Annotated in this window: 15 protein-coding genes; 7 read left to right on the forward strand and 8 right to left on the reverse strand. The window is 74.4% G+C overall.

Features of this window, described 5'->3' with window-relative positions; all coding sequences use genetic code 11:
* Position 1: 1 nt before the first annotated feature.
* Entirely contained in the window at positions 2-562 is a 561-nt protein-coding gene (locus tag EV376_RS20860; RefSeq protein ID WP_130325731.1) for a GNAT family N-acetyltransferase, read from the reverse strand.
* A gap of 112 nt (positions 563-674) precedes the next feature.
* On the opposite strand from EV376_RS20860, the gene EV376_RS20865 reads away from it, so the two are divergent.
* The 5 genes from EV376_RS20865 to EV376_RS20885 all read left to right on the forward strand — a co-directional run bounded on the left by EV376_RS20865 (position 675) and on the right by EV376_RS20885 (position 7,416).
* Positions 675-1,199 carry a PadR family transcriptional regulator gene (locus EV376_RS20865; RefSeq protein ID WP_130325733.1) on the forward strand — a complete coding sequence of 175 codons (525 nt, stop codon included), beginning with the start codon at positions 675-677 and terminating at the stop codon, positions 1,197-1,199.
* Positions 1,196-1,876 (forward strand): ABC transporter ATP-binding protein, encoded by a 681-nt coding sequence (locus EV376_RS20870; protein ID WP_130325735.1) that lies wholly within the window; start codon positions 1,196-1,198, stop codon positions 1,874-1,876. The genes EV376_RS20865 and EV376_RS20870 overlap by 4 nt, the downstream gene beginning before the upstream one ends.
* A 56-nt stretch (positions 1,877-1,932) precedes the next feature.
* Positions 1,933-4,215, forward strand: a complete 2,283-nt coding sequence (locus EV376_RS20875) for an FtsX-like permease family protein (protein ID WP_207228243.1) — start codon at positions 1,933-1,935, stop codon at positions 4,213-4,215.
* Positions 4,216-4,487: 272 nt separating this feature from the next.
* Positions 4,488-6,308 (forward strand): glycoside hydrolase family 15 protein, encoded by a 1,821-nt coding sequence (locus tag EV376_RS20880; RefSeq protein WP_130325737.1) that lies wholly within the window; start codon positions 4,488-4,490, stop codon positions 6,306-6,308.
* Between the two features lie 88 nt (positions 6,309-6,396).
* Complete coding sequence (locus EV376_RS20885) at positions 6,397-7,416, forward strand: LacI family DNA-binding transcriptional regulator (protein WP_130325739.1); 1,020 nt, start codon at positions 6,397-6,399, stop codon at positions 7,414-7,416.
* Here EV376_RS20885 and EV376_RS20890 read toward each other — a convergent pair.
* A complete protein-coding gene (locus EV376_RS20890; protein WP_130325741.1) occupies positions 7,409-8,653 on the reverse strand; it encodes a hypothetical protein in 1,245 nt (414 codons plus the stop codon). The two genes, EV376_RS20885 and EV376_RS20890, sit on opposite strands and share 8 nt — an antisense overlap.
* A 141-nt stretch (positions 8,654-8,794) precedes the next feature.
* Here EV376_RS20890 and EV376_RS20895 point away from each other — a divergent pair, with 141 nt between their 5' ends.
* A complete protein-coding gene (locus tag EV376_RS20895) occupies positions 8,795-10,357 on the forward strand; it encodes an NAD(P)/FAD-dependent oxidoreductase (protein ID WP_486482731.1) in 1,563 nt (520 codons plus the stop codon).
* A 207-nt stretch (positions 10,358-10,564) separates the two neighbouring features.
* Positions 10,565-11,623: an aminoglycoside phosphotransferase family protein gene (locus EV376_RS20900; protein WP_130325743.1), complete on the forward strand. Its 1,059-nt coding sequence runs from the start codon at positions 10,565-10,567 to the stop codon at positions 11,621-11,623.
* A gap of 20 nt (positions 11,624-11,643) precedes the next feature.
* Here the strand turns inward: EV376_RS20900 and EV376_RS20905 are convergent, their stop codons facing one another.
* The 6 genes from EV376_RS20905 to EV376_RS20930 all read right to left on the reverse strand — a co-directional run bounded on the left by EV376_RS20905 (position 11,644) and on the right by EV376_RS20930 (position 17,759).
* Entirely contained in the window at positions 11,644-12,021 is a 378-nt protein-coding gene (locus EV376_RS20905) for a nuclear transport factor 2 family protein (protein ID WP_130325745.1), read from the reverse strand.
* Between the two features lie 38 nt (positions 12,022-12,059).
* Complete coding sequence (locus EV376_RS20910) at positions 12,060-12,431, reverse strand: glyoxalase superfamily protein (RefSeq protein ID WP_130325747.1); 372 nt, start codon at positions 12,429-12,431, stop codon at positions 12,060-12,062.
* A gap of 79 nt (positions 12,432-12,510) precedes the next feature.
* Positions 12,511-14,289 (reverse strand): IucA/IucC family protein, encoded by a 1,779-nt coding sequence (locus tag EV376_RS20915; RefSeq protein WP_130325749.1) that lies wholly within the window; start codon positions 14,287-14,289, stop codon positions 12,511-12,513.
* A complete protein-coding gene (locus tag EV376_RS20920) occupies positions 14,286-14,852 on the reverse strand; it encodes a GNAT family N-acetyltransferase (protein WP_130325751.1) in 567 nt (188 codons plus the stop codon). The genes EV376_RS20915 and EV376_RS20920 overlap by 4 nt, the downstream gene beginning before the upstream one ends.
* Complete coding sequence (locus EV376_RS20925; protein WP_130325753.1) at positions 14,849-16,135, reverse strand: lysine N(6)-hydroxylase/L-ornithine N(5)-oxygenase family protein; 1,287 nt, start codon at positions 16,133-16,135, stop codon at positions 14,849-14,851. The genes EV376_RS20920 and EV376_RS20925 overlap by 4 nt, the downstream gene beginning before the upstream one ends.
* Before the next feature lie 34 nt (positions 16,136-16,169).
* Positions 16,170-17,759 (reverse strand): pyridoxal phosphate-dependent decarboxylase family protein, encoded by a 1,590-nt coding sequence (locus tag EV376_RS20930; protein ID WP_130325755.1) that lies wholly within the window; start codon positions 17,757-17,759, stop codon positions 16,170-16,172.
* Positions 17,760-17,882: the final 123 nt, after the last annotated feature.

Genomic DNA, 17,882 nt, shown 5'->3' on the forward strand with positions numbered 1-17,882 from the left:
GCTAGGCCGCGCCGCGCGCTCGCCACTCGTCGGCGAGCACCGACCAGACCTGCATGTCGATCCGCCCCTCGCCGACCATCGCCGGGTACCTCGAGCGCAACGTGCCGTCGAGGGTGAACCCGAGCCGCCGGGCGACGGCGATGCTGCGCTCGTTGCGCGCGTTGCAGACCCACTCCACCCGCTGGATGCCGCGCTCGTGGACGGACCAGTCGACCAGCCAGCGCACCGCCCGGCTGACCAGCCCGCGTCCCTCGACGCCCGGCTCCAGCCAGCACCCGACCTCACACAGCCCGACGGCGGCCTCGAACGACACGAGCAGCACCCCGCCGACCAGTGTCCCCCGGTCCCAGATGCCCCAGATGCCGCCGCTGTCCTGGGCCCCTCGGTCGGCGTGCCGCTGCAGCACCGCGCGGGCCGACGCGAGGTCGGTGGCCACGAACGACGGCCCCACCCAGGGCCGGAGGTGCTCGCGGGCCCGGTCCAGGTGGGCGAGGAACTCCTCGGCCCGCCAGGGCTCCAGCGGACGCAGGACGACGTCCTCGGTCAATGGCAACGCGAACACTCGACGGACCTCCCCGGTGTGTGCTGGCCCTCCATCCTTGCCGATCATGGACGATCGCCGCAGCCCGGACACCTATACACCCCGCGTATACGCCATGTGTATAGTGCCCGGCATGTCGATCGGACAGACCTTCCTCGGTCTCCTCGAGGCCGCCCCCTGCCACGGGTACGACATCAAACGCCGCTACGACGAACGGTTCGGCCACGCCCGGCCGCTCGCGTACGGGCAGGTCTACGCGACCCTCTCCCGGCTGCTGCGCACCGGCCTGGTCGAGGTGGACGCCGTCGAGCCCGGCGAGGGCCCCGAGCGCAAGCGGTACGCGATCACCGAGGCGGGCGTGACCGACGTCGCCGGCTGGCTGGCCCGGCCGGAGAAGCCGGAGCCGTACCTGCAGAGCGTCCTCTACACCAAGGTGGTGCTCGCCCTGCTCACCGGCCGTGGCGCCGCCGACCTGCTCGACGTGCAGCGCGCCGAGCACCTGCGGATGATGCGCGAGCTGACCCGGCGCAAGCGCGACGGCGACCTGGCCGAGCAGCTCATCTGCGACCACGCCCTGTTCCACCTCGAGGCCGACCTGCGCTGGCTGGAGCTGACCGCCGCCCGCCTCGACGAGCTCGCCAAGGAGGTGCTGGCATGACCGGGCCGCTGCTGGTCGCCGAGGACCTGCACCGCTCGTTCGGCCCGACCCGGGCACTGGCCGGCGCGAGCCTCGCCGTGGACCGTGGCGAGGTGGTCGCGGTGCTGGGCTCGTCGGGCTCCGGCAAGTCGACCCTGCTGCACTGCCTCGCCGGCATCGTCCGGCCGGACTCCGGGCGGGTGCGGTACGACGGCACCGACCTGGCTGCCCTCTCCGACGCCGAGCGCAGCGCGCTGCGCCGCGCCGCGTTCGGGTTCGTGTTCCAGTTCGGGCAGCTCGTGCCCGAACTGACCTGCCTGGAGAACGTCGCCCTGCCGCTGCGGCTGGACCGGGTCGGCCGGCGCGAGGCCGAGCGGCGCGCCGCCGAGTGGCTGGAGCGGCTGGAGGTCGCCGACGTCGCCGGCAAACGGCCCGGCGAGGTCTCCGGTGGCCAGGGGCAGCGCGTCGCGGTGGCCCGGGCGCTGGTCACCCGGCCGCGGGTGATCTTCGCCGACGAGCCCACCGGCGCGCTGGACTCGTTCAACGGGGAGCGGGTGATGCGGCTGCTCACGGCCGCCGCCCGGGAGTCCGGTGCGGCCGTGGTGCTGGTGACGCACGAGGCGCGGGTCGCCGCGTACTCCGATCGGGAGGTGGTGGTGCGCGACGGCCGCACCCGCGACCTCCAGCCGACCTCATGAGCGCGCGGAGTGGGCCGGGCTTGCCGGCCCCGCGGCCGCGAGATGCCGACAGCGCCGTGAGCGGCCTGCGCGGCCGGGCCGCGGACCTCGCGATGGGCGCACGGCTGGCGGCCACCGGTGGCCGGGACGGCTGGTTGCGGACGGTGCTGACCGCGCTCGGCGTCGGCATCGGCGTCGCCATGCTGCTGCTCGCCGCGTCCGTACCGGCGGCGCTGGACGCCCGGCAGGCCCGCGGCGACGCCCGGGACGACCTGCGGCTCGGCGAGCAGATCCCGGCCGCCACGGACACGCTGCTGGTCCGCCACCTGGAGGCCGAGTTCCGGGACCAGCCGGTGCGCGGCCGGGTGCTGCGCGCCGAGGGGCCGGCGGCGCCGGTGCCGCCCGGCGTCGCCGCGCTGCCCGGGCCGGGCGAGGTGGTGGTCTCCCCCGCCCTGCGCGACCTGCTCGAATCGGCCGACGGGCCGCTGTTCGCACCCCGGCTGGGCGGTGCCCGGGTGGTCGGGACGATCGGCGCCGACGGCCTGGCCGGGCCCCGGGAGCTGGCGTTCTACCTGGGCAGCGACACCGTCACCGCCGAGGGCGGGGCGATGCGGCTGGACGCGTTCGGCGGCGGGCTGCCCGGCGAGGGCTTCGGCCCGGTGCTGATCCTGCTCGTGGTGGTGATCTTCGTCGTCCTGCTGCTGCCGATCGCGGTGTTCCTCGGCGCCGCCGTGCGGTTCGGCGGTGAACGCCGCGACCGCCGCCTCGCGGCGCTGCGGCTGGTCGGCGCGGACGCGCGGATGATCCGGTGGATCGCCGCCGGCGAGGCGGCCGCCGCCGCGCTGCTCGGCGTGGCCGTCGGCGGCGCGCTCTTCGCGCTGGGCCGCCAGCTGGCGTCGCTGGTGACGGTCATGGACCTCAGCGTGTACGCGAGCGACCTGCGCCCGCCGGCGCCGCTGGTGGCCGCCGTCGTCGTGGCCGTGCCCGCGCTCGCGGTGCTGGTCGCGGTCGTGGCGCTGCGGACGGTGGTGGTCGAGCCCCTCGGCGTCACCCGCCGGGCCACCCCGGTGCGCCGCCGGGTGGCCTGGCGGCTGCTGCTGCCGGTCGCCGGGTTGGGGCTGCTGGCGGCCACCGCCGCCGGCGTCGACCCGCTCGGCACCGAGAACCAGACCGCGGCCGGCGCGGTGCTGCTGCTGATCGGCACGGTCACGCTGCTGCCCTGGGTCACCGACCTGGTGGTACGGCGGCTGCGCGGCGGCCCGGTGCCGTGGCAGCTCGCGGTGCGCCGCCTCCAGGTGGACAGCGCCGCCTCCGCCCGGCTGGTGAACGGGATCGCCGTCGCGGTGGCCGGCACGATCGGCCTGCAGATGCTGTTCAGCGGCGTCGCCGACCAGTTCACCGAGGGCACCGGGCACGACACCTCGCGGGCGCAGGCCGTCGTCCACCTCCGCACGCCGGACGCCGACCGGGCGCACGCCGCCGTCGAGCGCCTCGCCGCCGTGCCGGGCGTCACCGGGGCGGTCGCCGCCCTCGGCACCGCGGCGGTGCGCGGCGACGGGGACGGCTTCGTCACGGTGAAGATCGGCGACTGCGCCGCCCTGGCCGAGTTCGCCGACCTGGGGCGGTGCGCCGACGGCGACACCTTCCTGGTCCGGCCGGAGTCCGGGGACCCCGCCGGCGTCGGCCCGGGCGACGAGGTGCGCCTCGGCGAGCCGGGCGTGCCGTGGCGGGTGCCGTCGGCCACCCGTACCGTCCCGGGGCGGCTCGACCCGGCCGGCTGGCCCACCGACGGGCTGCTGGTCACGCCGGCCGCGGCGCCGGACGGGATCGGCACGTCGCGGGTGGACGCGTACCTGCGCCTGGACCGGGACCGGCCGGATGTGCTGGAGCACGTCCGCAACGCGGCCGCCGACGCGGATCTCTTCGGGGCGGTGAACCCGCTCGCCGAGACCCGGCAGGCGCGCCGGTTCGTCAACGTGCAGCGCGGCCTCTACATCGGGGCGGTGGTCACGCTGCTGCTGATCGCCGCGAGCATGCTGGTCGGCGTCACGGAGCAGCTTCGGGAGCGGCGCCGTCTGCTGGCGATGCTGGTCGCCGTCGGCACCCGGCGCGGCACGCTGAGCTGGTCGGTGCTGTGGCAGACGGCGGTGCCGGTGGGGATCGGCCTGGCGCTGGCCGTGGTCTTCGGAATGGCGCTGGGCGCGGTGCTGCTGCGCATGGTGCACGAACCGGTCCGCGTCGCCTGGCCGGTGGTGGGTGTCTCCACCGCGCTCGGCGCGGCGGTGGTGCTGCTGGTCACCGTGACGAGCCTGCCGGTGCTGTGGCGGCTGACCCGGCCCGACGGCATCCGCACCGAGTGACCGGTGCCGGTTCGCCGCGCGCTGCGGGAGGTCGCCGAGAAACTGGTGCGGATGCCCGTCGAGGGCCGGGAATCCCTGACCGAGAAGGGCCCACCGGTCCTGGCAGGGCCTACCGGCGCGGGCGGCTCGCCTGCTCGACCAGCGCGGCGGCCACGTCGCGCCCGGCGCCCGGCGGCACGGCGTTTCGCCACCGACGGCGCGGGTAACCGGCGCGCCGTCGGCGGAGGGAGCACCGTGCCCGGCATCGGAGCTGGCATGAGCGGGGTGCCGGCATGAGCCACCCGCCGATCGACGCGTACGCGTTCCTGTCGGACACGCACACCGGCGCCCTGGTCGGGCCGGACGGGGCGGTGGAGTGGTTCTGCGTACCCCACTTCGAGGGCGCGGCGGTGTTCGCCCGCCTGCTGGACCGGCGGATCGGTGGCGCCTTCTCGTTCGTCGTCGCGGACGCGCCCCCGCCCACCCGCCGCTACCTGCCCGACACGCTGGTGGTGGAGAGCCGCTGGACCACCGGTGACGCGGAGGTGGTCGGGCACGACCTGCTCGCCGTGGCGCCCGGCGACGCCGACCGGCCGATCCGGCCCGGCGCCGTACTGGTCCGCCGGTTGACCGTCACCCGCGGCACCGCCCGGTTGACCGCCGAGGTGGCCGCGCGGCCGGAGTACGGCGTCCGGGCCGCCCGGTGGAGCGGCGCGGGCCGAACCTGGCGGTGCGCGGACCCGACCCTGTGGATCGAGGCCGACCTGCCGCTGCACGACGACGGGGAGCGGCTGGGCGGCACGGTGACAGCGACCGCGGGGACGACCGTCACGGTGCTGCTCGGCTACGGCGACCCGGCACCGTCGCCACCGCACGCCGACGACCTGGTCGCGACGGCCTGCCACACCTGGCGGGAGTGGTCGGCACGCAGCGACTACGCGGGGTTCGCCGCCGACCCGGTCCGGCACAGCGCGCTGGTGCTGCGCGGGCTGTCGTTCGACGAGACCGGCGCGCTGCTCGCCGCGCCCACCACGTCGCTGCCGGAGGAGATCGGCGGGGTACGCAACTGGGACTACCGCTACGTCTGGCACCGCGACGCCGCCCTGCTGCTGCTCGCCCTGTTCCGCCTCGGGCACGCCGAGGAGGGCCGGCGCTATCTGGAGTTCCTGCTCGGGATCTGCGCGGAGGCCGCCGACGGTCTCGCTCCCCTGGTCGGATTGCGCGGCGGCACGACCGCCGAACGCGAGCTGACCCACCTCGACGGCTACGCCGGGTCCCGGCCGGTCCGGGTCGGCAACGCGGCCGCCGAGCAGGTGCAGTTCGACACGTACGGGCACGTGCTCGACGCCGCGCTGGCGTACCACGAGCTGACCGGCGCGCTGACCGGCGACCAGTGGCGGTTGCTGCGGCGCCACGTCGATGCGATGGCCGGCCGGTGGCGGGAGCCGGACCACGGCCCGTGGGAGGTCCGCGGGCCGCGCCGGCACCACGTCATGGCAAAGGTGATGACGTGGGTGTGCCTGGACCGGGGCGTCCGGCTGGCCGAGGCGGTCGGCGACCGGGACGCGCCGGTCGCCGGGTGGCGCGTGGCCCGCGACGCGGTACGGGCCGAGGTCCTCGACCGCGGCTACGATCCGCGGCTGGACAGCTTCGTCGCGGCGTACGGCTCGACGGAGCTGGACGCGGCGCTGCTGCGGATCCCGCTGGTCGGGTTCCTGCCCGGCGACGACCCGAGGATGGTGGCCACGATCGACCGGATCCGGGAGCATCTGGAGATCGCACCGGGTCTGCTGCGCCGATACCGCTTCGATGACGGTCTGCCCGGCGCGGAGGGCGGCTTCCTGCTGTGCAGCTTCGAGCTGGTCTCCGCGCTGGTGCTGGCAGGCCGGCAGGCCGAGGCCCGAGCGGTCTTCGACCGGCTCCTGGCGGGCGTCGGCGGACTGGGGCTCTGCCCGGAGGAGCGCGCCGCCGACGGCACCGCGCTGGGCAACTACCCGCAGGCCTTCACCCACCTGGCGCTGATCGAGGCGGCGCTCAACCTGGACGCGGCCGGTCGCACCGACGCCCTGCACGCCTGGGCGGCCCGCACCGCCGCCGACCGCCGGCGCGACTGACGGCGGTGAGCCCGCTCGCGCCGGGCAAGGGCTTTCCTAGATCGGGTACGGTGACTCTGTCCGTCGGCGGCGAGCGGGAGGTGGGCCGGTGGCGACCCTGTCGGACGTGGCTCGGCGGGCCGGTGTCTCCCCCGCGACCGCGTCCCGCGTCATCAACGGCAGCAGCAAACCGGTCACCGACGAGCTGCGGGCGCGGGTGCTGCGCGCGGTCGCCGAGCTGCAGTACGTGCCGAACGCGCACGCCCAGTTCCTGGCCCGCTCGCACCGCGGCGCCGTCGGCGTGATCGTCCACGACGTCTCCGACCCGTACTTCGCCGAGGTCACCCGTGGCCTGCAACGGGTCGCCAGCGACCGGGGCCGGCTGCTGATGATCTGCAACAGCTACCGGGACCCGGACCGCGAGCTGGAGTACGTCGAGCTGTTGCGCGGTCAGCAGGTGGCCGCCATCATCCTGGCCGGCTCCGGCTACCACGACCCGGCGTTCACCCGGCTGGTGAACGAGAAGCTGGCGGCGTACGAGGCGACCGGCGGCCGGGTGGCCGTCATCGGCCGGCACGAGCACTCCGGCGACGCCGTCATGCCGGACAACCGCACCGGCGGCTGGCTGATCGGCACCGAGCTGTGCCGGCTGGGCCACCGGGTGATCGGCGTGCTGGCCGGCCCGGCCGTGCTCACCACGACGACGGACCGGCTCGCCGGGCTGCGGGCCGCGCTCGCCGAGCACGGCCGCGACCTGCCCGAGAGTCGCATCCGGTACGCGCCCTTCGACCGCGACGGCGGCGCCGAGGCCACCGCCGCGCTGCTCGACGCGGAACCGGAGGTGACCGCGATCGCGGCGCTCAACGACACCATGGCGATCGGTGCGCTGGCCGCGCTGCGCGCCCGGTCGGTGGCGGTGCCGCGGCAGGTGACGGTGACCGGTTTCGACGACATGCCGATCGCCCGCGACGTCACCCCGGCCCTGACGACGGTCCGGTTGCCCCTGGTCCAGATGGGCGCGCGGGCGATGTCCCTGGCGCTGGACGCGGGCGCGGCGGCCCCCCGGGTCGAACGGCTCGCGGCCGAGTTGGTCCGCCGGGACAGCACGGGTCCGGTGCCGGTCAGATGATGAAGTGGGTCCAGTAGGCCAGCCACGTGACGAACAGGGCGCCCTGGAGCAGGGCGAGCAGGGCGGTCGACCAGGCGTCGACGCCGGGTCGCCGGGCCCAGTGGGCCAGCACCAGCGCCACCGGGAAGACGGCGAGCAGGTAGCGCAGCAGGCTCTTGTAGACCGGCGGGCCCATCGACAGCGGCACCAGCACCATCATCACGCCGTACACCAGGTAGGGCGGGCCCAGCCGGCGGGCGCCCGCGACGAGGACGGCCAGCACCACGACGGCGATCCAGACCCGCAGGGCGTCCCGCGGCGGCGACCCGGTCAGGCCGTGCCAGAGCACCCCGAGCGGGTTCTGCACGCGGATGCCCCAGCCCTCCTCCTGGGTGCGCTTGTAGGCGAACCAGTCCCCGCTCTGCCAACGGCAGAAGGCCATGAACGTGAGCCAGCCGGCGGGGACCAGCACGAGCGGCCAGCCGGTACGCAGGTACCCCCAGAGGGCGCGCGGACCGAACCGGTAACCGCCCTGCCGCAGCAACACCAGCGCCAGCGGGAGGACCACGACGAACCCCACCGAGCGGCTCAGGGCGAGGAAGAAGCCGACCGCACCGACCAGCAGCCAGCGCCGTCGCTCCGCGTAGTGGAAGGTGGCCAGCGCCAGGCAGAGGAAGAGCGACTCGGTCAACGCCGCGTGGAACAGGAAGGCGGTGGGCAGCAGCACCAGGTACCGGACGAACCGCCGGCCGGCGGGGTCATCGCCGCCGTCGGCGGTCCCGTCGTTGCCGTCGGCGGTCTCGTCGTTGCCGGCGGGACCGCCGGGGAGCAGGTGCCCGCCGAGCTGGTGGGCGTAGTACAGCACGCCGAGGAGGGCCGCGTTGGCGATGACCAGCAGGGCCAGCGCGGTGTCGCCGCCGAGCAGCGGGGCGAGCGGGCGGGCCAGGAACGGGTACAGCAGGGGGAAGCCGAAGTCCCGCCACGGCTCGTCGAGCGGCAGCCGGGCCAGGTGGTCGTAGAGGAACGAGTCCCAGGCGAACCAGAGCGAGAGCCACCGGTGCGGTGAGACGTCCCGCTGCTGCTGACGCATCAGCGCCTCGTCCGGTGGCGGCGCCCACGGCACCTCGTCGAAGGCGGCGAGCGCGACGACCCCGACCAGGCTCAGGGCGACCTTGGTGCCCACGAAGACCGCGAGCACGTACGGCCAGGGTGCCGGCACCCGCGCCAGCAGCCGGCCCACCCGGCCCGTCCCGACCATCCGTCCCCCGAGTGTCCCGGCGCGAACGGTGGGGCGTACCCGTTCCGTCGCCCGACACACCTGGGGCGGACAGGTGACATCACCGCCGCGTCGGGTAAGCGGCCCGCCGTCTGGTCGGCGGGTCACGGAGGCGGCGGGGGCATGGGCGACGAGCACGGCACGGTGGTGATCGGTGCGGGTCCGGCGGGTCTGACGGCGGCGTACGAACTGCTCCGGCACGGCGCTCCGGTACGGGTGTTCGAGGCCGACGAGGTGGTCGGTGGGATCAGCCGGACCGTGGAGCGCGACGGGTGGCGCTTCGACATCGGCGGCCACCGCTTCTTCACGAAGGTGTCCCGGGTCGAGGACTTCTGGCACGAGATCCTGCCCGACGAGGACTTCCTGCTGCGGCCCCGGATGAGCCGCATCTACTACCGGGGAGCGCTCTACGACTACCCGCTCAGCGCCGGCAACGCGCTGCGCAACCTGGGCCTGCTGGAGGCGGCCCGGTGCATGGGCTCGTACGCGCGGGCCCGCCTGCGGCCGCCGAAGGACCAGTCGCACTTCGAGGGGTGGGTGTCCGCCCGGTTCGGTTGGCGCCTCTACTCGATCTTCTTCAAGACGTACACGGAGAAGGTGTGGGGCATGCCGGCCGACCGGTTGCAGGCGGACTGGGCGGCACAGCGGATCAAGAACCTGTCGCTCGCGAAGGCGGTCCGCAACGCCGTGCTGCCGAGGCGCAACCGCAAGGACGTGACCAGCCTCATCGAGGAGTTCCAGTACCCGAAGCTGGGCCCCGGGATGATGTGGGAACGCTGCGCCGAGGAGGTCCGGCGGCGCGGTGGCGCGGTGGAGACCGGCACCTGGGTCACCGCCGTGCACCGCGACCCACGGCGCCGCCGGGCGGTCGCCGTCACCGTCGACGGCACGGGCGGGCGACGCACCGAGCCGGCCGACGACGTCGTGTCCTCGATGCCCATCTCCGAACTGGTGGCCGCGCTGAGCCCGGCGCCGCCGCCGGAGGTCCGGGCCGCCGCGGCGGACCTGCGGTACCGCGACTTCCTCACGGTGGCGCTGGTGGTGCCGGCGGAGTTCTCGTTCCCCGACAACTGGATCTACGTGCACGACCCGGGTGTGCAGGTGGGCCGGATCCAGAACTTCGGTTCCTGGTCGCCGCACCTGGTCAAGGACGGGCGCACCTGCCTCGGCCTGGAGTACTTCGTGTCGGTGGACGACGAGACGTGGCGCACGCCCGACGCCGACCTGATCGTCGCGGCGACCGCCGAGCTGGAGAAGCTGGGCCTGGTCCGACCCGGCGTGGTCGAGGCCGGCTACGTGGTCCGGATGCCGAAGGCGTACCCGGTCTACGACGAGCGCTACCAGCGCAACGTCGACGTGATCCGCCAGTGGCTGGCCCGCGAGGTGCCGAACGTGCACCCGGTCGGACGCAACGGCATGCACCGGTACAACAACCAGGACCACTCGATGCTGACGGCGATGCTGACCGCCGAGAACATCCTCCGCGACGCCGGGCACGACGTGTGGTCGGTCAACGTCGAGCAGGACTACCACGAGGAGACGGCGAAGGCCGACGGGCGGCGCGGCACCGGCCGGGACGCGCCGCTGATGCCCGCCCCACCGCTGCCGGCCTCGGCCGCCGCGACGGTCGTCGCGGAGGGGAACGGCCACCGCGCCACCCGCCCGACCGGCGTACGCCCCGGCTGACCCGCCCCGGCGGCCGGCGGGCCGAACGGATGACGCCGTGCCGGGATATCCGCGCCGATCCGCCCGGCACGTCATCATCTGATCTTCGCCGGCCGAGCCCCCCGCGTGGCCGGGCCCGGGGGGTATTGTGCGCGGGATGGTGCGAGAACATCTCCCGTTCGCCGTGCCGGTCGCCGCACCCCGCACGTCCGCGACGGCGGTCGGCCGGTGACCCTCTCCCCCACCCAGCGGGCGCTCCGCCCCGAGGACGTCGACCGGTACGTCCGGGCGTCCCTCGGAACGGGCGCCGTCGACTGCGGACCGTTGAGCGGCGGCGGCTACGCCACGGTGTGGTGGGTACGTCTGGCCGACGGCCGGGAGGCCGTCCTCAAGGTGGCCCCGCCGGCCGGGGTCGGGCTGCTGCGCTACGAGCAGGGGCTCGCCGCCGCCGAGGCCGCGTACTTCCGGCTGGTCGCCGCGTCGGCGCCGACCGTGCCGGTGCCGGAACTGCTGCACCACGGTGCCGACCCGGCGCTGGGCGAGTGGCTGCTGATGACCCGGTTGCCCGGCCGGCCGCTCACCGACCTCGAAGGCGCCGACGTGAGCCGGGTCCGCTACGACCTCGGCGTCGCCCTGGCGACCCTGCACCGTGCCGGCCCGGACGCCGAGGCCGGCTCCGCCGCCCGGGCCGAGTCACCTGCCCGGGCCGGTTCGGCGACCCACCGCTTCGGCTACTCGGGTGGTCGGGCCGGCGGTGCGACCTGGCGGGCGGCGTTCACCGCCATGGTCGACGAGTTGCTGGTGGACGCCGTCGACTGGGACGTCGACCTGCCGGTGGCGCCGGAGCGGATCCGGGCCGCGGTGGACCGGCACGGCGGGGCGCTGGACGAGGTACGCCGCCCGGCGCCGGTCCACTTCGACGGCTGGGACGGAAACGTCCTCGCCGCGCCGGACGATCGGGGCGGGTTGCGGCTGTCCGGGCTGGTCGACGGCGAGCGGTGGCTGCACGCCGACCCGCTGATGGACCTGGTCTCCCCGGTGCTGCTGCGGCGCGCCGAGGACGAACCGGACGACCCGTTCGTACGCGGGTACGCCGACGCCGCCGACGAGCCGCTGGTGTTCGACGAGGGCGTCCGACACCGGCTCGGCCTCTACCGGATGCACCTCTACCTGTTGATGAACGTGGAGATGCCGAGCCGGGGCATGACGCCCGACGGCGACCCGGACCGCTACTCGGGCCTGCGGAAGCTGCTCACCGAGCAGGTCGCCGACCTGCTCGCGCCCTGACCAACCAGGTCGCGTTCGCGTCACATCCGCTGCACGTAGGCGGCCCGCCACTGCGGTGACGGGTCGGCGCCGAGACTCGTCCAGTACTCCCGGCCGTCGACGATCCGGCCGTCCCGCACCGTCCAGAACGACGCCACCCGGTGGACGCCCATCGTCTCGTGCGGGACCTCCACCTCGGACACCACCAGTTCGCCGTCGGCCACGATCCGGAGCACGTTGATCGCCCAGCCCTCCGGATACTCCGCGTTGATCCGCACGTAGTTGTCGCGGCCCACGATCCGCTCGGCGCTGACCGGCCACTCGATCACCGCATCGTCGGCCAGCAGCTCGCCGACTCCCGCCCAGTCACGGGCCTGCATGCGCTCCCACAGCTCTTGAACGACCTTCGCCGGATCCATGCGGGCATCCTGGCAGCACCCACCGACAATTCCACGGATCAGCCGTTGGGGCGCGACTCGATCGCCTGCAGCGCCCACGCGTTCCCGTCGGGATCCCGGAAGTGGACGAAGTTGCCCCACGGCTGCACGTCGACCCCGCTGGCCTCGACACCGGCGTCGAGCAGCTGCCGGCGCGCCGCCTCGGCGTCGGCGACCACGACCTGGATCTCCTGCGTGCCGGGCGTCTTGTCGGTGATGCCGTCGCCGATCACGATGGAGCACGCCGACCCCGGTGGGGTCAGCTGAACGAACCGGAGCGCTTCGTGCACCCGGTGGTCGTGGTCGGCGTTGAAGCCGATCTTCTGGTAGAACGCCTTGGCCCGGTCGACATCGGTCACCGGAACCGGGATGAGTTCAATCTTCCAGTCCATCGTCCTACGGTAGGACCTGGGTACGACGTCCACGGCGATGTCGATCCGAGCCGGACCTCGGCCGGCGACGGCCGTGGCGCTACCGGTTCCGTGGCCGGTAGGGGGCGAGCGGGTTGCGCAGCGTCCCGACGAGTTGCAGCGCCGCGGCCGGGTCGGCCAGGTCGACCATCTGCTGGTTGTCACGCAGCTGGAGCCGGTTGAGGCAGGACAGCGCGAACTCCGGCGCGAACAGGTCGTACCGGTCGGCCAGGTGGGGCATCCGCGCCAGGTAGCCGGCGGCGGAGTCGGCCACCACCCGCCAGAATGTCTCCTCGGTGCAGGCGCCCGCCTCGACCAGCACCGCGTTGAGGTGCCGCAGGAAGCAGTCGACGACGTCGGTGAGGACGGACAGCGGCTTCATGGCCTCGGGAATGTCCGCCCGGATCCGCTCCACCGCCGGCGGCAGCGGCGGGTCGGCGTTCATCACCACGATCTCCTCGGCGATGTCCTTGAGGATCACCCGCTCGACCACGCCCTGGTGCAGGACGAGGATGACGTTCTCGCCGTGCGGCATGAACGCCAGGTCGTGGGCGTGGAGGGCGTGCAGCAGCGGCACCAGGTAGGCGTCCAGGTAGCGGCGCAGCCAGGCCGCCGGCGTGAGCCCGGACGCGGCGATCAGCGCGGCGGCGTAGGAGCGCCCGTCCGGGTCGACGTGCAGCAGCGAGGCCATGGTGGCCAGCCGCCGGCCCGGTTCCAGCGCGCAGGCCGGGCTCTCCCGCCACAGCGCCGCCAGCATCTTCCGGTACGGGGAGTACCGGTCGGTCGCCGCCTCGTACTGCCGGTGCCGGTAGCCGACTGCCGCCCGCTCCCGCAGGATGGTGACGCCGGTGGCGCGGAACACCTCGTCGCCGGCGATCAGGTCGGCCAGCCAGTCGTTGATGGCCGGCGTGGCCGCCATGTACGCCGCGGACAGGCCCCGCATGAAGCCCATGTTCAGCACCGACAGCGCCGTCTTCACGTAGTGCCGGGTCGGCTCGGTGAGGTTGTAGAAGGTCCGGATGGACTGCTGGGCACGGTAGCTGTCCGGCCCCTCCCCGAGGCAGACCAGGTGGCGGCGGGCCACCTCGCCGGCGAAGGTGACCGACAGCTTGTGCCACCACTGCCACGGGTGCACCGGGATGAGGTGGTGGTCGGCGAGGTCCAGGCCCAGCCCGGCCAGGGTGGCGGCGAACCGGGCGAGGGTCTGCTCCCCCAGCTCGGCCCGGATCAGCGTGTCGTAGTCCAGGTCGGCCGAGCAGCTGAACGTGGCGTGGTCCCGGTGGGCGGCGAGCCAGATCAGCCGGACCGGCGCGGCGGCCTCCGGGGCGTACCGGTGGTATTCGTCGACGCCGAAGCCGAGCCGGCCGTTGTTGGCCACGAAGCAGGGGTGGCCCTCGGTCATCGCCGCCTCGACGGTCTGGAAGTCGGCGGCGACGAGCTTCTCGGCCGGGGGCCCGCCGCGAGCGAGCTTGTACGCGGTCCCGGCGAGGGTGGAGGTGATCTCCTCCAGGTAGACCGGCAGGACCCGGTCGGACAGGCCGAGCGCGCCGCGCAACTCCAGGCACAGGTCGACGGCGTCCAGCGGCAGCTCCCCGGCCGGCCCGTGGCGGCTGACGCTGTCCGGGTCGACCTGCCAGTGGTCGAGGGCGAGCAGCCGCGCGGCGAAGCGGTACTCGACGCTGCCGTCGTCGCTGGTCACGGCGTACCGGCCGGGCGCCAGCGGACGCGGGGTGAGCAGCCGTTCGTGGGCGAACTCGGCCAGCGCCTTGCGGACCAGCAGCCGGTTGGCCCGCTCCCAGTGCGCCGGGGTGAGGTGCGCGACGGCGTCGCGGGGCGTCATGCGGGTGCTCCTTGGGCGGCGGCGCGGAATCCGGCGCGGGTGCAGATGCTCAGCAGGGCGGACTTCTCGGGCTTGTCCACCGGGCCGACCACCTCGAAGCCCGCGGCGGCGTTCAGCGCGTGCACGGCGGTGTTGCGGACGTCCGGCTCGACCACCACCCGCTCGGTGTCCGGGTCGGCGAAGAGCCAGTCCAGCACGGTGGTGATGACCGCCCGGGTGAAGCCGTGCACGGGCGCGTCGGTGGGCGCGCACAGGAAGTGCATGCCGACGTCGCCGGGGTGGGCGTCGTACAACCCGGCCAACTCGACGCGGGCCGGGTCGTAGCGTTCGGCGAGGAACGCCGGGACGCCGTCGTGCAGCCCGAGGTACGCGTCGTGGTGCGGGTGGTCGGCGATGCGCCGGTACTCGGCGGCGACCTGGGCGAGGTCGGCGTCCGGCATGAGCCAGAACGCGGCCTTGGGGTGGGTCACCCAGCGGTGCAGCAGCGGGGCGTCGGCCTCCGGATCGAGGGTACGCAGCGCGAACGTCCCCAGGACCGGATCCTGTCGGGCGTGGACGATCACGCGCCCACTCCCGCCGGCGCGCCGAACTCCTGGAAGGTGATGCTCTTCTCCACCGGGTAGTGCTCCCGGCCGAGCAGTTCCCGGATGATGTACGAGTTGCGGTACGGGCCCATGCCCAGATCGGGCGAGGTGATGCTGTGGGTGTGGGTGCCGCCGTTCTGCAGGAAGATCCCCCGCCCGGTGTGGTCGACGCTGTAGTTGCGGGCCACGTCGAGGCGGCCGTGGGCGTCCCAGCGGAGGCGGTCGTGGACCGGGCCGAGGAAGGCGGGCACCCGGTGCCGGTAGCCGGTGGCGAGCACCAGGCCCTCGGTGCTGAGGGTGAAGTCCCGGCCCTGCTCGTGGTGGCGCAGACCCAGGGTGTACGTGCCGGCGTCGTGGGCGGCGGTGACCAGCTCGGTGTTGGTGAGCAGCCGGGTGCGGACCGGTCCGTCGACACTCAACTGGTACAGCAGGTCGAAGATGTTGTTGACGAGGTCGGCGTCGATGCCCTTGAACAGGCCCCGCTGCTCCGCCTCGAGGCGGTAGCGGGTGTCCTCGGGCAGCGCGTGGAAGTAGTCCACGTAGTCCGGTGAGGTCATCTCCAGCGTCAGCTTCGTGTATTCGAGGGGGAAGAACCGGGGCGACCGGGTCACCCAGGTGAGCTGGTAGCCGTACGTGTCGATGTCGCCGAGCAGGTCGTGGTAGATCTCGGCGGCGCTCTGCCCGCTGCCGACGACCGTGATGCTCCGCTTGGCGCGCAGGGCGTCCCGGTGCTCCAGGTAGCGGGAGTTGTGCACGGCGTCGCCGCCGAGGCCGGCGCACGCGGCGGGCAGGTGCGGCGGGGTGCCGATGCCGACCACCAGGTGCCGGGCCCGGTGGGTGACCGGGCCGTCGACGGTGTCGGCGCGCACCACGTACCGGCCGTCGGTCTCGTCGTACTCGACGGCGGTTACGGTGTGCCCGAAGCGCAGGTTCGGCAGCCGCGCCGCCGCCCACCGGCAGTACGCGTCGTACTCCACCCGCAGCGGGAAGAAGTTCTCCCGGATGTAGAAGGGGTAGAGCCGGCCGGTCTCCTTCAGGTAGCTGAGGAAGGAGAACGGGGACGTCGGGTCGGCGAGGGTGACCAGGTCGGCGAGGAACGGCGTCTGCAGCCGGGCGGACGCCAGCAGCATGCCGGGGTGCCAGGAGACGTCGGAGCGGGCCTCCAGAAACAGGCCGTCCAGCTCGGGGATCGGTGCGGTGAGGCAGGCCAGGCCGAGGTTGTACGGGCCGAGGCCGATCGCGATGAAGTCGTGGGTCGTCATCCGGCCCTCCAGGCGCGGGTTCACGGCCGGCCGCTCAGGCGACCGGGCAGGACAGGTCGGCGGGGCGGGCCCGGTCGGCCGCGCGCGGGTGCGCGTACCGGCCGGCCTGCTCGGCGATCAGGTCGAGCACGGCGGTGACGTCCGCGCTCGTGGTCGCCGGGTTGAGCAGGGTGAACTTGAGGTGGGCCCGGCCGTCGACGGTGGTGCCGGCGACCATCGCGGCCCCGGCGGTGGCGAGCGCGGAGCGGGCGTGCCGGTTCGCCTCGTCGGCCAGGTCGTCCGGGGTGCCGGCGGGGCACCAGCGGAAGACGAGGGTGCTCAGCGGCGAGCGGGTGACCACCTCGAAGCGGGGGTCGGCGTCGGCGAGCGCCCAGGCGTCGCCGGCCCGCGCGCAGACCTCGTCGAAGAGTCCGCCCACCGCGTCCGGGCCCAGCACGCGCAGGGTCAGCCACAGCTTGAGGGCGTCGAACCGGCGGGTGGTCTGCAGGCTCTTGTCCACCTGGTTGGGGATGCGCTCGGCGACGGCGCGCGCCGGGTTGAGGTAGTCGGCGTGGTAGGTGGCGTGCCGCAGCACGCGGCGGTCGCGGACCAGCAACGCGCTCGAGCTGACCGGCTGGAAGAAGGACTTGTGGTAGTCGACGGTCACCGAGTCGGCCCGCTCGATGCCGTCGAGCAGGTGCCGGCGGGTCGGCGACACCAGCAGGCCGCAGCCGTACGCGGCGTCGACGTGCAGCCAGACCCGGGCGGCGGCGCACCGGCGCGCGATCGCCGGCAGCGGGTCGATGGTGCCGAAGTCGGTGGTGCCGGCGGTGGCCACGACCGCCATCACCCGCTGGCCGGCGCGGCGGCAACGGTCCAGTTCCCGGTCCAGCGCGTCCGGGCGCATCCGCCGTGCCGCGTCGGTCTCGACGGTGACCACGGCGTCGGGGGCCAGCCCGAGCAGCTTCGCGGCCTTCTGGACGCTGAAGTGCCCGGCGGCCGAGGCGAGGATCCGCAGCCGCGGCAGCAGTTCGGCCCGGGCGGCGGGGTCGGCGCCGGCGCACGCCTCCTCGCGGGCCAGCAGCAGGGCGTGCAGGTTGGACTGGGTGCCGCCGCTGGTGAAGACGCCGTCGGCGGTCGGGCCCAGGCCGACGCGGGCCGCGGTCCAGTCGATCAGGCGGCGTTCGATGAACGTGGCGCCGGCGCTCTGGTCCCAGGTGTCCAGCGACGGGTTGATCGCGGTGAGCAGCGCCTCGCCGAGCAGGGCGGGGATCACCACCGGGCAGTTGAGGTGCGCCAGGTAACGGGGGTGGTGGAACCAGACGGCGTCACGCAGCCACACCTCGTCGAGTTCGTCCAGCGCCGCGGCGTGGTCACCGAGCGGCCGGTCGAGGTCGATCGCGCCGACCAGGGGGGCCAGTTCGTCGGGGCGTACCCCGGTGCAGGGCCGGTCGACGGTGGCGACCCGGCGGGCCACCCGGTCGACGCCGTCGGCGAGCACCCGCCGGTAGCGGTCCGCCGAGGCGTCGCCGAACAGCTGCGCGTGGGCCGCCGGCGGGGCGACCCGGGCCGCTGTCGTGGCCGGGCCCGCGTCGGCGGGGCGCGGGGCGGTCTGGTCGGCGACGAGGTTTCCGGGCAGGGTCATGCGCGATCCTCACGTTCGTGGCGTCCGGTTGCGGGCAGCCGCCACCGTCCGGCGGCGCGCGGCGCCGACGGCGGATGCGGTACGGGGGCGGGCGCGTCCCGGCCGGCGGCGTCGACGGCCGGG

Source organism: Micromonospora sp. CNZ295 (genome assembly GCF_004217535.1).

Excerpts from the sequence above, each read along its gene's own strand:
- EV376_RS20865 (WP_130325733.1), top strand. The coding sequence starts at position 675 with ATGTCGATCGGACAGACCTTCCTCGGTCTCCTCGAGGCCGCCCCCTGC.
- EV376_RS20870 (WP_130325735.1), top strand. The coding sequence starts at position 1,196 with ATGACCGGGCCGCTGCTGGTCGCCGAGGACCTGCACCGCTCGTTCGGC.
- EV376_RS20880 (WP_130325737.1), top strand. The coding sequence starts at position 4,488 with ATGAGCCACCCGCCGATCGACGCGTACGCGTTCCTGTCGGACACGCAC.
- EV376_RS20890 (WP_130325741.1), bottom strand. The coding sequence starts at position 8,653 with ATGGTCGGGACGGGCCGGGTGGGCCGGCTGCTGGCGCGGGTGCCGGCA.
- EV376_RS20895 (WP_486482731.1), top strand. The coding sequence starts at position 8,795 with ATGGGCGACGAGCACGGCACGGTGGTGATCGGTGCGGGTCCGGCGGGT.
- EV376_RS20905 (WP_130325745.1), bottom strand. The coding sequence starts at position 12,021 with ATGGATCCGGCGAAGGTCGTTCAAGAGCTGTGGGAGCGCATGCAGGCC.
- EV376_RS20910 (WP_130325747.1), bottom strand. The coding sequence starts at position 12,431 with ATGGACTGGAAGATTGAACTCATCCCGGTTCCGGTGACCGATGTCGAC.
- EV376_RS20915 (WP_130325749.1), bottom strand. The coding sequence starts at position 14,289 with ATGACGCCCCGCGACGCCGTCGCGCACCTCACCCCGGCGCACTGGGAG.
- EV376_RS20925 (WP_130325753.1), bottom strand. The coding sequence starts at position 16,135 with ATGACGACCCACGACTTCATCGCGATCGGCCTCGGCCCGTACAACCTC.
- EV376_RS20930 (WP_130325755.1), bottom strand. The coding sequence starts at position 17,759 with ATGACCCTGCCCGGAAACCTCGTCGCCGACCAGACCGCCCCGCGCCCC.